Annotated in this window: 9 protein-coding genes and 1 pseudogene; 3 read left to right on the forward strand and 7 right to left on the reverse strand. The window is 66.6% G+C overall.

What is annotated here, in order from left to right; all coding sequences use genetic code 11:
• Nucleotides 1-89: 89 nt before the first annotated feature.
• The 7 genes from XcodCFBP4690_RS00620 to XcodCFBP4690_RS00650 form a co-directional block, all read right to left on the reverse strand.
• On the reverse strand, nt 90-1,286 hold the full coding sequence (locus tag XcodCFBP4690_RS00620) for a type III PLP-dependent enzyme (RefSeq protein ID WP_104539135.1): 1,197 nt from the start codon (nt 1,284-1,286) through the stop codon (nt 90-92).
• Nucleotides 1,283-3,052: an IucA/IucC family protein gene (locus tag XcodCFBP4690_RS00625; RefSeq protein ID WP_104539136.1), complete on the reverse strand. Its 1,770-nt coding sequence runs from the start codon at nt 3,050-3,052 to the stop codon at nt 1,283-1,285. The genes XcodCFBP4690_RS00620 and XcodCFBP4690_RS00625 overlap by 4 nt, the downstream gene beginning before the upstream one ends.
• Nucleotides 3,030-4,214, reverse strand: coding sequence for an MFS transporter (locus tag XcodCFBP4690_RS00630; RefSeq protein ID WP_104539137.1), 1,185 nt, complete (start codon nt 4,212-4,214; stop codon nt 3,030-3,032). The genes XcodCFBP4690_RS00625 and XcodCFBP4690_RS00630 overlap by 23 nt, the downstream gene beginning before the upstream one ends.
• A complete protein-coding gene (locus XcodCFBP4690_RS00635; protein WP_104539138.1) occupies nt 4,211-6,013 on the reverse strand; it encodes an IucA/IucC family protein in 1,803 nt (600 codons plus the stop codon). The genes XcodCFBP4690_RS00630 and XcodCFBP4690_RS00635 overlap by 4 nt, the downstream gene beginning before the upstream one ends.
• Nucleotides 6,010-7,236, reverse strand: coding sequence for an ATP-grasp domain-containing protein (locus XcodCFBP4690_RS00640; protein WP_104539139.1), 1,227 nt, complete (start codon nt 7,234-7,236; stop codon nt 6,010-6,012). The genes XcodCFBP4690_RS00635 and XcodCFBP4690_RS00640 overlap by 4 nt, the downstream gene beginning before the upstream one ends.
• A 370-nt stretch (nt 7,237-7,606) precedes the next feature.
• Nucleotides 7,607-9,739, reverse strand: coding sequence for a TonB-dependent receptor family protein (locus tag XcodCFBP4690_RS00645; RefSeq protein ID WP_104539140.1), 2,133 nt, complete (start codon nt 9,737-9,739; stop codon nt 7,607-7,609).
• On the reverse strand, nt 9,740-10,501 hold the full coding sequence (locus XcodCFBP4690_RS00650; protein WP_104539141.1) for an HpcH/HpaI aldolase family protein: 762 nt from the start codon (nt 10,499-10,501) through the stop codon (nt 9,740-9,742). It abuts the gene before it with no gap.
• Between the two features lie 309 nt (nt 10,502-10,810).
• Between XcodCFBP4690_RS00650 and XcodCFBP4690_RS00655 the strand changes: the two genes are divergently transcribed.
• The 3 genes and pseudogenes from XcodCFBP4690_RS00655 (at nt 10,811) to XcodCFBP4690_RS00665 (ending at nt 13,312) form a co-directional block, all read left to right on the forward strand.
• Nucleotides 10,811-11,389 carry a hypothetical protein gene (locus tag XcodCFBP4690_RS00655; protein WP_104539142.1) on the forward strand — a complete coding sequence of 193 codons (579 nt, stop codon included), beginning with the start codon at nt 10,811-10,813 and terminating at the stop codon, nt 11,387-11,389.
• Nucleotides 11,386-12,712: pseudogene (locus XcodCFBP4690_RS00660) on the forward strand (DUF6792 domain-containing protein). Before XcodCFBP4690_RS00655 ends, XcodCFBP4690_RS00660 begins: the two are co-directional and overlap by 4 nt.
• Before the next feature lie 30 nt (nt 12,713-12,742).
• A complete protein-coding gene (locus XcodCFBP4690_RS00665) occupies nt 12,743-13,312 on the forward strand; it encodes a relaxation protein (protein WP_104539143.1) in 570 nt (189 codons plus the stop codon).
• The last annotated feature ends 128 nt before the right edge of the window (nt 13,313-13,440 follow it).

Here is a 13,440-nt window from a genome sequence, read left to right on the forward strand (position 1 = left end):
CGAGTGACCTCAGGAAATTGCGGCAACAGCACATCTGTCTGTGAGCCTGCTGACGCAGGCCTGAGCGTTGTTCGTCCGCAACCGGTAAGTCAATGCCCCTCCTTTAGAAACACCGTCTGCGGCGGCGGGTGCATCAGGAACTGCTGGTGCGAAATATTCCACGCATAGGCGCCGGCCAGCGGAAAAGCCAGGCAGTCGCCGGGTGCGAGCGCGGCCACCGGTTGCTGGCGCGCCAGCACGTCCTTGGGCGTGCACAGCTGGCCGACCAGGGTGACCGGCGTGTCGCTGATCACCGGGTCGCGTGCGCCGCGCAACACGCGGAAAGGGTGATCGTGGGCTTGCGCGGCCGGGGTGCGGAAATGGTGGGTGCCGCCACGGGCGATCGCGAACCACTGGCCGTGGCTGCGCTTGATATCCAGCACCTCCATCAGGTACCAGCCGCAGCTGGCGCTGACATAGCGACCCGGCTCCAGGCGCAGGCGCAGGTCGGTACCGTGCTCGCGCAGCAGCGCGGGCAATCCTGCACAAAAACCGGCCCAGTCGAACGAGGCGGACGGTGCCAGATAGTCAACGCCGAACCCGCCGCCGGCGTTCACCCGCAACGGCCCGAGCGCATAGGTCTGCCGCCAGTGCTGCACGGTGCGCAGATAGGCGCCGATCAGGTGCAGCTGCGCACCGGCATTGCGCTGGTGCGACATCAGGTGGAAATGAAAACCCTCCAGGTGCAGCGACGGGCTGGCGTGCAGCAACTGCATGGCCGCGTCCAGATCTTCTGGATCCACGCCGAATGGCGAAGGCTGCCCACCCATCATCAGCCGCGTGCTCTGCGCGCCGGGTAAGGCGATATTCATGCGCAGGAACACCGGCACGCAGCGGCCGGCCTGCGCAGCGATGGCGGCCAGGCGCTGCAGTTCGCCGATGCTTTCCACATGCACGCTGCAGTCGGGCAGGGTGGCGGCCTGGGCCAGCTCGCTGTCCAGTTTGCCCGGCCCGCCGAACAGCAATGGCGCCTGCGGTTGCTGCGCATGCAGCCAGGCCAGTTCGCCGCCGGAGGCGGCTTCGAAGCCATCCACGTGCGGGGCGAGCGTGCGCAGGATGGGCGCCTCCGCATTGGCCTTGGCCGCGTAGAACAGCTCGCACTGCGCCGGCAGTTGCGCGCGCATCCAGGCCGCATGCCCGTCCAGGGCGGACAGGTCGTAGACATAGGCGCACAGCGGGCCGTCGCTGTCGGCGCGCAGCTGCGGCAGCGCGTGCATCAACGCCGCACTATCGATGCGCAGGCTCATGCGGCCACCTGTCGCGCACTGGCGAGCGCGGCGATCGGATTGGGCAGTGCGGTGTAATCGGCCTGACGATCGGCACGTTGCAGCAGGCGCGTGCCGAGATTGTTCTTGCCCGGCAGCGGCGCGCCATCGATCAGCCCCTGCAGCGCGGGTTGCGCACCATGGCGCTGCTGCCAGCGCGCGGCAAGCGCGCCCACGCACTGCCACAAACGCGCTTCGAGCACGGCGTCGCCTTCGGTGAGATGAAAGATCGCCTCGGCCAGATTGTTGACCAGTGCGCAATAGGCCACCCGGTTCCAGCCCTGTTCCGGCGTGTAGTACAGCGACTGCCGTGCGCGTTCGCCCACCCCGTGCAGGCGTGTTTCCGGCCAGTGGTGGGCGAGTAGCTTGGTGCCTTCCAGATCGCGGATCCACACCCGGGTGGGCCAGCCGTCGGCAAATCCGATCACGGTGTTCTGCAGGTGCGGTTCCAACGCAATGCCGTGCTGGAACAACGCGCTCCACACGCCATCCAGCAACAGCCCGGCATAGGCGCGGAACCACAGCACGGTGCAAGTGTGGCGATCCATCCGTGCGCTGGTCAGCGCCTGCAGGCGTGCGGCACAGACGCTGTTGCCCTGCGCATCGCAGGTGAACAGGGCCGCGGCCACCTGCGGCTGCCAGCGCGTGCGCTGCGCGGCGGGAATGGCCTTGCGGTACAGGATGCCGAAACTCTCCGACAACGCGCGTGCCGCCAGCGGGTCGGCGTCGTGCAGGGCGCGATCCACCTGCGCCACCTCCAGCGAGGTGGCTGCCGGTTCCAGCATCACATCGAAGCCCGGCACCTGCGCCGCCAGCGTGCGCCAGCTCGGCGCCAGCAGTTCGGTCAGGGCGACTGCGCTTTCCAGCTCGTACCAGGCGTTCTTGCGTACGCAGTTGGTCAGTCGCACATGCACCGAACATTTGAGGAAATAGTCCAGTTGCGGGTGATACAGCGTGCGCACCGAGGAGGTGGGCCATAGCATCTCGCCGCAAGGCCCCACCGGCTCGATCAGGCCACGTGCTTGCAGCGTGCGCAGCAGCGGATCGTCGAGCAGGCGTTGCGCTTCCCACGGGTGGCAGGGGTAGAGCGCGTCGCTGCCGCTGATTTGCCGCAGGCTGGCGCGCACATCGGTGCCCTGTGTGCGCAACAAGCGCGGGTCGATACGGAACCAGAACAGCTGGAAGGCCGCGCGTGCTTCCGGTGCGCAGGCCAGTACCTGGTCGAGCGCGACGCCTTCGCGGCTCTTGGGCGTGGGATGCAGGGCATGGCCCCACAGCAGCGATTGTTCGGCATCGATCATCGCCTCGCCGGTGGGTGCGCTGGCCTGTGCTTGGCGCAGTACCGCGGCGGTGACCGCCACGCTGTTGGCGCTCTGCGCGAGCAGCTCCGGGTTGACCGCCTGCGTGCTGCCCAGCGATTGCAGCAGGCAACGCGCCAGCGCTGGCGCATCCAGGCTATGCCAGGGCTGGCCGGCGGCCTTGAGGAAAGGCGTGGACGCGAAGCGGCAACGCCCCAGGCGGTCGGCGTAGGCGATGCGCACGCACAGCACGCCGGTCTCGCCCAGGTCGATACGCAGCCAGCGCTGCTCGGCCACGCGTGGACCGGGGCGATCCAGCCCGCGGTAATCGAAATCGGCGGCGCGTTGCGGGATGGCGAACTCGCGCAGGTAGCAGTTCAGCCAGCAGGTGCAGGCCTGTGCGTCGGCCATGCTGGCGTACCAGGGGTCATTGATCGTGTGCGGGGACATCGGCAGGTCTCCTCGAAGGAAAGCGCACCAGGACGGTGAGCGCAGCAGCGGCCGCCGCCAACGCAGCGGCGAGAAAAGGGGCGGCAGTCCCTGCGGCCTGGGTCAGCGCACCCGCGGCCGCGCCGGCGAGCACGCCGGCCCACTTGCCGCAGGCGTCGAAACGGCCGAACAGGCGCCCGGCGCCGTGGCCGCTGGCCAGCAGCGCCAGGCTGCGATTGAGCCCGCGCAGGCCGGCCAGCATGCCGACGCCGAACAGCAGACGCGCGCCGGCCAACGCAATGGGATCGCGCAGCACCGCCTGCCACACGCAGGCCAGCGCGAACATCGCCAGGCCGGGCACCAGCCACAGCTCGCCATCGCCGCGCCGCCACCACGGCAGCACCACCAGGTAGACCAGATGCGGCAGGCTGTAGAGCAGGCCGGCCACGGCATCGTGTCCTGCGCCGCGCGCCAGTGCGTACGGAATGAAATACGGAAACGTCACCACCATCGCGAAGCAGAACAGAAACTGCGCGAGCAGCAGCGCAGGCCAGAGCGCCGGAGTCGTCGGTGCCGCATGCGCGGGTGTCGTACTGGCCGCCGCCGCAGTGGCAGCGGCACCCGGACGCACGTGCGGTCGGTCGGCCGGCAACCGCCAGGTCAGCGCGAACGCGACCAGCGGCAGCAGTGCGAGCGCGCGATACAGCGACTGCGCCGGACCCAGCGCCAGCGCCAGCCCGAGCAACGCCGGGGCGCTGACCATCGCCAGCCGCGCCGAATACTGCGTCCAATCCAATGCACGCGCCAGCGGACCGGCCTGCGGTTGGCTGGCCAGGTAGGCATTGGCCGCCGCCAGCGAGCCGCCACAGGCGCCCTGCACGACCAGGCCGATCACCAGCCAGGGCAGCGACGGCGCAAAGCCGGCGATCGCAAAACCCAGCGCCAGCCCCAGCTGCGCGCGCAGCAACGAGCGCTTGCGCCCGTAGCGATCGGCCAGCCGCCCCCAGCTGCTGGCGGTCAGTGCCGTGCACAGCGTCGGCAGCACGTACAGCACGCCGCTCCAGCCCACCGCCGCGCCTGGCGCCAGGTCGGCCAGCACCTGCGGCAGGAATAGCGGCATGCCCAGCGCGGTGAAGGCCGCCAGGTAGTGCGCCGCCAGCACCGGGCCCAGCACGCGCTTCATCGCTGCCCTCCGGCCTGCCGACGCGGCGATGGTTGCGCAGCGGCGAACGCGGTGCCGAATGGATTGGGCGCGCTGTCGCCGTAGAACTTGTTGATGTCGGCCGCGCCGGTGAGCTGCTTGCTGAGCAGGCTGCCGGCACTGAGCAGATACTTCACCGGCAGCCGTGGCGCGCCCAGCAGGCGATACGCGGGCGCGGTGTCGATGCCCTCGGCGTCCAGCTGCGCCAGGGTCTGCAGCAGTTGTCGCTGCAGCTGCGCAAGCAATGGCGCGTGCAGAGACGGCTGCCATTCGGCCAGGCCTTCCAGTACCGCCTGCAGATCCAGTTGCAGCACGATGGTGCAGAACATCTGCGCTAGCGCCTGCGCATCGTCCACGGCGATACGCGCATCGTGCAGTGGGCCCAGCGCGGCGATCTCCGGCAGTTGTGCGCGCAGCTGCGGCATGGCGATGCGTGCGGCGTCGTTGTCCTTCATCAGCAGTCGGGTGGGCCGGCCGGGGGCATACACGAGCACGCTGTTCTGTTGATTGGCCTCCAGCGCGATGCCGTAGCGCAGCCACAGCCGCAGATGCACCGCAAGCAACAGCTCGGTGTAGTCGCGCCACCAGGCGTGCACGTCGCCTTGCGCAAACCGCTCGGCCAGGTGGATCGCCATCGGCCGGCCACCGGGCAGCAGCGCACACAGCGCGGCCACCGGTACCAGCGTGCTGTCTTCCAGTGGCGGATAACGCCGCAGCAGATAGGCCAGATGCCGGGCCTGCCCGACGTGCCCGCCGTGCGATTCGTCCACGAAGACGCAACGCCCGCGCAGGGCCGCATCGCGCGCGTCGATCAGGCGCAGGGCGCGTTCCAGCCAGTGCCCGTCGTACAACGTGGAAGGCTTGATCAGACGCAGGTTCAACGCGCCCAGCGTCCGCATCGGGATCGGCAGTTTGAGGTGCAGCTGCGGGTGCTGCAGCGGCACCAGCGTGCGCACCGACAGTCCGGGGCGCACGTCCAGCCAGGGCAGGGGCGCACGCACCGCGCCGGGAGGCAGCTCGAAGCCGGGTTGCTCCAGCCGCTCCCACACCAGCGGATGCACCGGCCACAGCCCATGCGTGGCCGCAAGCGCGGGCGGCAACCCCACCTCGCCGAATGCCGGCCACAGCTCGGCCGGCGGCGAACTGGTGCAGCTTAGCTGCGCCTGCGGCAGCGCCAGCCAGCGCAGCGCGAAGCTGGGCGCGAACTCCGGCGCGTAGTCGCGCAGTTCGGAGGGCTCCAGGCCGGCCTTGGCGCGTGCGGTGGGATAGAACGGATGGTCGCGATAGCTCGCCAACTGGTCGCAGCGATACGCGCGCTCGGCGGCATCGGCGTACTGCAGGGCAGCGTTCAATGCCGGTGCCTGCGCGTGGTACGCCTGCCGCGCCAGTCCGCGATGCGCAGCGGCGCAGTCGGCCTCGTCGGCGTAGGCGCGATGCAAGCGCTGAGTCTCCGCATCCAGCCCGGCGCCCAGGCGTTGCAGCCAGGCGTGGCTGCCCTGTTCGAGCAGTGCGCCTGCGGCGGTCTGCACGATCCAGCGATCGTCGCAGGCGCTGATGTCCTGCAGGACCCCGTGGCGATGGATCGGCAGCCACAACGTGGCGTCGGGCAGATGTGCGATCTTCCACCAGCCATCGCCCGGCACGGCGCCGCGCCACGCTGCGAGGAGGTGCGCCTCCGGCGTGGCCGGCGCACCCCGGCTGACGATGGCGCGCAGGTCTTCGCGCAGGCAGGCATCGATGATGCGGATGGCGATGTAACGCTGGTCGGCGGCCAGGCTCATGCGCGTGCTCCTGCGCGGTCGATACGCCATTGCAGGCCGGCTTCGGCCTGCACCACCGCTTGCTGCAGCGCCTGCGCATCGCTGGCCAGCGCGCTGAGCACGCCCAGGTAGTCCTTGTTGGAGTGGCTCAGCTGGATACGCTCGCCCGGTGCGCGCATGCGTCGGTACTGCACGTCGCAATGCGCATCGTGATGCCGGCGGTCTTCACTGGCGGCGACCAGCTCGCCGTCGTGGTCGGCCACGTAGTAGCGCAGCAGGGCGTGCGCGCGCGCGCTGCGCAGCTGCGGCAGCGGCTGGCCCAGGTGCGGCGCCAGCGCGGCAGCGAACCACTGCTGGCCGAACATGGCATCGAGCAGGAATTCGCGGCGGTCGCCGATGCTGCGGTAGTTGATCTCCACCAGCACCGGGCCATCGGCGGTGAGGATGAATTCGCTGTGGCAGAGCCCGAAGTTCACGCCGAAGCTGCGCAATTGCTGCACTGCCTGCGCGATCGCCGGCGTGTCCACGTCGCCATCCCAGTGCGCCTCGCATTCGACAAAGTGCGGTGGCGGCGACAGCCGCACCTTGAACCCGCCGATGGGTTGCATGCTGTGCCCATCGCCCAGCGTCTCCAGGGTGAACAACGGCCCGACCAACATGCCTTCCAGCAACACGCTGCGCTGCGGGTGACGCTGCCAGATCTCGTCCAGGTAGCGCTGCAGTTGCACGGCATCGGCGCAGTGGCGCACGTCCAGGCTGGCCACGCCTTCGCGCGGCTTGGCCACCACCGGCCAGGGGATCTGCGCAGGCGGTGCGGCACCGGGCGCCAGCGTGCAGAACCATGGGCAGGGCAATCCGCGCGCGCGCAGGCGCTGCCGCATCGCGGCCTTGTTCTTGGCGGCGTAGCACACCTGCCAGTCCTTGCCGGGCAGCCCCAGGCCGGCTGCCACCAGCGCGGTGCTGGTCTGCAGGTGATCGCTGTTGCTGAAGACGGCGCGCGGGCGTACCTCGGCGTCGTGCAGCACGTCCAGCACGCCGAGCGGGTTGAACACATCGCATTCGATCACCCGCTGCGGCGCATGCGCGGGATGGTCGCGAAAGTAGGCCAGGTGATCGAGCCGGTGGTCGGTCAGCAACCAGACCGGGATGCCTTGCGCGTGTGCGGCCGGCAGGAAACCGTCGGTGATGGCCGGGTGGCAGACATGGGTGAGGATCACCAGGGGGGCGTCGTTTACAGCGTTCATGGCAGCTCTCGTTCGACAGGGCGGTAGGGGAAAACCGGAACTGGACGGGCTGCCTGGCGCCGCGTGCGGCGTTGGGTGGCCTGCGATGCAGCGATCGCAATGCCGCGTACTGCGGCGATGAAGCGTGCCTCGTGCACGCGGTCTGTTTCCACGGCGATCGCAAACCGATCGCCGTTGCCGTCAGGCGCGACCGATGCCTCTGTCCATCGGTCGTGTACTGCCTCTGCCTGGACGCTGCAGAGTTGTTCTCACTGGATAACGCAGATGTGGGCCATGCCGGCGACGGTCAATTGCAGTGGCCGGCAAGGACCGGGCGTGCGGCGGTCGTCATCGGCCGCTTCGCAAGGCCTTGCTGTTGCGTTGCTGCGCGCTAGAACGTGTACTCCAGCCCTGCGGTGACCGTGCGGCCAGGCGCGGCCTGGCGACCCCACGGGCTGGTATCCACGCCGCGGAACCAGTACTGCCGATCGAACAGGTTGTTGATCGCCAACGATGCGCTGAATTTCTGCCCATCGCGTTCGAACAGCGTATGGCTCACCTGCGTGTTCCAGACCATATAGGCGGGCAGCTGGCCAACCGAGGCGATGGCGTTCTCCTGCACGGTGTTGGCGGCATCGCTGTAGGCCTTGCTGAAGTAATAGCCCGATAGCGCGACCGTGGTATGACCGAGCGCGTAGTTGCCGCCCAGGGTGATCTGGTTACGCGAGGTGAACGGCACCCGGAAGCCGCGGAATGCGCCCGATTCCTGGCTGGCATCCAGATACGCATACCCGGCGTTGAGGGTGAGCGCGCGCAGGTTTTCCGGGCTCCACTGCAGTTCTAATTCGCCGCCCTGGTGGCGGGTCTTGCCCAGGTTGCGGAACACGCGGGTGGTGTTGTCCAGCTGGATCTGCTGATCGAAGTCGATCAGGTAGGCGCCGACATGGATACGGGTGCGGTCGTTGGGCTGGTAGCGCGTGCCGGCTTCGTAATTCCAGGCCAGCTCGGCATCCAGGTTGTTGCCGAAGATGATCTGGGTGACCTGTGGCGCGCGCAGCGAGCGCTGCCCGTCGGCATAGAAGAACCACTGTTCATTGGCCTGGAAGCCCACCGTCAGCCCCGGCAGCACGTCGCGGGTCTGGTTGAGCGTGCGCACCCCGGTGGCACGGTTGAAATAGCGCGAATCCAGGCGCTCGTAGCGCAGCCCGGGGGTGATGGTCAGGCGCTCATCTGGAAGCGTGATCGCGTTGCTGACATAGGCTGCCAGTGCACGGTCTTCGAACTGCCAGTCGCGCACTGTGGTGAACAGGCCATCGCGCAGGCGCAGGTTGCCGACCAGGAAATCGATGTCCTCGCGTACCGCGCGCACGCCGGCGGTCCATTGCTGGCGCACACCGCCGGCCGTGCCCATGTTCCAGCTCAGCCGCGGCTCGCTGCCGACCACGCGGAAGTCGCGCGGGGCGGTCTGGCGCAGTTGCGGCGGCAGGTCCGAGCGCCAGGTTTCGGTGGCGGCCTGGCGCATGCCGATGATGAAATTGCGGCTGCTGCGCGCGCTGAAGTTGGTCCAAGACAACCGAACATCCTTCAGCGGCCCCCAGTCTCCGAACAACTGCTCATACCCCAACGACGCTCTCGTGGTACGGCCATTGAAACTGTCCAGCGGTCGCGTGGACTGGCGCGGGTCGCGCCGGTAGTCGGCCGGGCTCAGTGCGCCGGCCAGATCCATGTCCACCAGATAGCGCTGCACGCTGGCCTTGATCAACTTGCTGTCGTCCAGCCACCACTCCGCGCGCACGCGCAGGTTGCTGATGTCGGTATCGCTGTGCGCGCGCCAGTACTCGCCCCAGGTGCGATTGGCATCGACCTGCATGCCGAGGTTGTCAGTCAGGTAACCGCCGCTGCTGAGCGCGCTGTCCTGCAGGAACTGGCCCTGGCCGCCGGCGGTGACCTTGTGCGCCAGCGTGGTGCTCCACGCGCTGGGGATGTCTTTGCTGACCAGGTTGATCACTCCGCCCACGTTATTGGGCCCGTATTGCACGGCAGCGCCGCCGCGCACGATGTCGATGCGATCGATCTGGTTCAGCCCCACCGGAAACAACGACAGGCTGGTCTGCCCGTACGGCGCCAGCGCAAGCGGGATACCATCTTCCAGCACCTGCACGCGGCCGCTGCGGCTCTCGTACAGGCCGCGCAACATGATCTGCGGCAGCGCGCCGGTGCCGGTTTCGTCGAAGATCTTGATGCCCGGCACGCGTTGCAGCGCATCGTCGAGCGAGCGGTTGCCGCCGTTGCGCAATTGGGCGCGATCGATCACCTGGCGGCTGCCGGCATAGCGCTGCACGTCATCGGGTTTGGAGCGCCCGAGCAGGCTGCCCTGCACCTGGATCGCGTCCAGCGCACGGATGGGAGTCTGGCCTTCGGCGTCGTCGGTCGCCTGCGCGTCGGCGGCCACCGCCTGCAGCGACAGGCTCAGGCTGGCCGCCACGATGGCAAGTGTCAGGGCGTGGAAACGGAAGGTCGACATCTACGGCGTGCTCCTGCAGGCGGGTAGGGAAGCGGGTGCGTCGAACGTGGCCAGATGGCCGCGTAGCGCGCGTTGGATCAGGGCGCGGTCTTCACCGGCCAGCAGCCAGCGCAGATCCGGCTGCTGCAGCCAATGCGCGCGTTGCGCATCGGTGCGGGGATTGGGGCAGAACGGCACATCGGCGGCGCGACACTGCGCATGCAGTTGCAGCAGCAATTCCCACACCTGCGCGTGCGTGGGCTGCGGGCCCACGCCCAGGTCCAGTGCCAGATCCAGCGCGCCTTCCATCACCAGCGCCACGCCCGGCACGGCCACGATCTCCGGCAGCGCGGCAATGCCGGCGGCGCTTTCGATCATCGGCACGATGCGGATGTCGCGGTTGGCTTGCGCGATGTACGTGTCCAGATCGACGTTGCCGAAGCCGGTCACGCGGCCGCCGGTGATGCCGCGCCGGCCCAGCGGCGGAAAGCGTGCGGCAGCTACGGCCCGTGCCATCTGCGCGGCCGATTCGGCGCGAGGCAGCACGATGCCGCGTGCGCCGGCATCCAGCACGCGGCCGATCAGTTTTTCGTCCGCTTCCGGCACCCGCACCCACGCCTCGCAGCCGGACAGCTCACAGGCGCGGATGGCGTGTTCGAGCTCATCGGGGGCACGCAGTACATGCTCCAGATCCAGCACCACGAACGCATAGCCCAGACGGCCCAGCAACTCGCACAGCTGCACGCTGGGCAACGCATTGAGAAGGCCGACTGCACATGCCATGGAAGAGGCCGCCAGGGAAACGGGCGCTCATCCTGCGCTTGATGGGAATGATTATCAAGTGTGTCTTTAGGGAACTTTCGGTAACCAGGGAACCTGTCACTCCCTTGGCAGGGGCGGAATTGTCGAGGGATGTTCTCGATCCGGGGGATCCATCGCGCGTAATGAAGCTTGTTGCCGCTTAAAAAACGACGTAGTTTTTATAAAGACAAGGCAGCTCTTGCCCATTCCCTCATGAAGCGCACATCAGCCGCACTGCTATGCGTGTCGTTAGCGACCTTCCTGTGCGCTTGCGGCGCGAAGGAGACGGCCATGCAGTCCAGGGACGTGCAAACCCGCGACGCTGAAGGCGACCCGATCTATCGGAAGAACCCGCACCCCAAGCAGGCCTATCGGATCACCATGACCATCGAGAATGCGCCAGGACCGTTTGAGGCAGTGTCAGGTACGGCTTTTTATGACATGACAAATCGCGATGAATGTGCGCCGTTTGATCATTCACTGGGAATGTCGACAAAGCCCAAGGAAGATGCAATCCCTATCGCTTTCCAAAAAATCAACGACGCCACTTATGTCGCGATCGTCTATGTCGACGGCATGGTTGATGCTGACTATTACGGAAAAGGTATATGTCGCTGGGATTTTGGGGGGCTGGGTGCTTCGCTAAAGGCAACGGGTGAAAAGGCGGAGACAGATTTCATGCCTAGCCTGGAAAAAAAATATTTCATTGACGGCAAAGCGAAAACTACGTTTTTTTGGTCAGGTGGATATCCTAGGAGTAAAGTAGGTGGCTATCCAGATACTGGCGAAGAGTATGCTGAAAAGTATGCGAAGCCGAATCGAAGCAGCTTGTTTCGGGTAACGTTTAATGCGCGGAAGGTGGTTCCATGAGCTTAACCAGCCAGCAGTACGCCGCGCTAACGCGCGATGCTTATGACGAGCCAAGAGAAACCGGGAAGAGAAGCGCTATTGTGGACATCGGTGGCTTGCCTTACCGGCGGCTAGAATATGTGGATAAGCCATCGGGCTATCAAGGCGTGATTTACGAGAGGGCTGACACGGGTGAAGTAGTGGTTGTTCACCGAGGAAGCGAGTTTGATCGCCAGCCAGTGCAAGATGGCGCATTGGCCGATGGAGGTATGGTGGTGGCGCGTCATAACGCACAGGTTGCCGACGCCATCGACTTTACTCGACGTGCATTGGATTATGCAGAGCAAAAGCACATCAAGACCGGCCAACCAGCCCCCCAAGTGACCGTTGCAGGTCATTCCCTGGGTGGCGATCTGGCGCAGGTCACCGCGCACCATTTCGGTTTGAGAGGGCAAACCTTCGATGCTTATGGTGCAAATAGTCTTGATCGGCGAATTCCAGAGGGCGGCGAGGCAGTGATCAATCACGTCATGGCCGGCGATGCGGTCAGCGCCGCCAGCCGACATTACGGGCGGGTCGAGATCTACGCTACGCCCCAAGAGATCGCCACGCTGAAGAGCGCTGATTACACCAACGATAATAGGGTGCTGGATGCCCGTGATCCGTTGTCCGCTGCAATCAAGCTGGGCGAGTCGCATCGCATGCACAACTTCCTTCCAGTCGACGGCAGTGGCAAGCCGGATCGTTCCGTGTTGGAAGACCCCGCAGCACGGCAGCTTGCGCAGCAGCACGCGCCGATGATTGAGAAGTATCGCGATGACGTGGAAACGCTGCGGGCGGGGGTGACGCTGTATTCGCGCGGAATTCCCGGTCTGGCCCGCGATGGGATCGATCACCTGCGTGGTCCGTTGGAGCCGGGGGCCGGGCGTCGGGAAATGGATGCGCCAAGTTGGCAGCAGCAGATGCAGCAACTTCGGCAGGAGCGCGAGCGCAGCCATGCGCCGCAGGAGTGGCAGGTGCCGCTCAAACAGGATGCGCACGATGTGCGTGGGGCGTCGCCGACATACGGCGGCAGGTCGCCGACCTTGCAGGACGACCCGAGTGCTTTTCTCGACCGCATGTTGGCCGCCGCACAGAACGGCGACCGTGATCGGTTCCGTCAAATGACACAGGTCCTGGCCAACGAACCGCCTGGCCGCGCCTGGCCGCGCCTTGCGCGCCGATGCCGTCGAGACGGTGAACCAGCAGGAACAGCAGGCGGCGCAACAAGCGATGCAGGCGCAGCGGCAGCAGGCCGAACTGCAACAGCAGGAAACCATGCGTGCCGGCGCGCGCAGCCTGTAGGCGTCATCACCACGAAGCCAGGACGCATTGATGAACGCACAAGACCCGATGGCGCTGGTCAGCAAGACCGCTTCCCTGATGGAACAGTTCGAGCGCCGATGCGCCGAATTGGAGCAACTGCAACGCCGCCTTGCGCAGCAGTTGGAGCAGGTGGCCCAGTCGTTGCCCAATGTGGTCACCCGTTCGGCCGAGCAGACGCTGCAGCGCGTGCCCGACACCTTGATTCGAAGCATCCAGCAGGGACTGGATCAACCCGTCGCCGGCTTCGAGAAGCGGCTGCAGCAAGCCGGTGGCTTGATCGGCCAAGGCGCGCAGTCTTTGTCCGATCAACTCAAGCGCATCGAACGCGGGCAGCGCCTGCTGCTATGGAAAGGCGCGGCGGTTGTCCTGGGGAGCCTGCTGCTGTTGCTGGGCGGTGGTGGATGGTTGTTGACTCAGTATCGCCAGGATATTCGCGACAATCAGTTGCGCGCCGACCTGTTGCGCGCCTACAACGCCGCCGACGTGACGTTGTGTGGCGGGCAGTTATGCGCCAATGTGGAAACCAGGGGGGTGGCCTTTGGTGACCGTCGTCAGTATCGGCTCGTCAAGCCACGTTGAGGGCGGCGGCAACCTGGCATGCATCGCCCATGGCAATCCGGGGCCGCTGCAATCCGGAGGATCGCGTCCTGAAAGGCGCACGCCGGCATGCGCGCGCCTTGTCAACGGGTGGTGGCGTTGTGGACGGT

Source organism: Xanthomonas codiaei (genome assembly GCF_002939785.1).
In the GTDB taxonomy this organism is placed as follows: domain Bacteria; phylum Pseudomonadota; class Gammaproteobacteria; order Xanthomonadales; family Xanthomonadaceae; genus Xanthomonas; species Xanthomonas codiaei.

Coding starts and splice junctions, on each gene's coding strand:
- XcodCFBP4690_RS00620 (WP_104539135.1), bottom strand. CDS start 1,286: ATGAGCCTGCGCATCGATAGTGCGGCGTTGATGCACGCGCTGCCGCAG.
- XcodCFBP4690_RS00625 (WP_104539136.1), bottom strand. CDS start 3,052: ATGTCCCCGCACACGATCAATGACCCCTGGTACGCCAGCATGGCCGAC.
- XcodCFBP4690_RS00630 (WP_104539137.1), bottom strand. CDS start 4,214: ATGAAGCGCGTGCTGGGCCCGGTGCTGGCGGCGCACTACCTGGCGGCC.
- XcodCFBP4690_RS00635 (WP_104539138.1), bottom strand. CDS start 6,013: ATGAGCCTGGCCGCCGACCAGCGTTACATCGCCATCCGCATCATCGAT.
- XcodCFBP4690_RS00640 (WP_104539139.1), bottom strand. CDS start 7,236: ATGAACGCTGTAAACGACGCCCCCCTGGTGATCCTCACCCATGTCTGC.
- XcodCFBP4690_RS00645 (WP_104539140.1), bottom strand. CDS start 9,739: ATGTCGACCTTCCGTTTCCACGCCCTGACACTTGCCATCGTGGCGGCC.
- XcodCFBP4690_RS00650 (WP_104539141.1), bottom strand. CDS start 10,501: ATGGCATGTGCAGTCGGCCTTCTCAATGCGTTGCCCAGCGTGCAGCTG.
- XcodCFBP4690_RS00655 (WP_104539142.1), top strand. CDS start 10,811: ATGCAGTCCAGGGACGTGCAAACCCGCGACGCTGAAGGCGACCCGATC.
- XcodCFBP4690_RS00665 (WP_104539143.1), top strand. CDS start 12,743: ATGAACGCACAAGACCCGATGGCGCTGGTCAGCAAGACCGCTTCCCTG.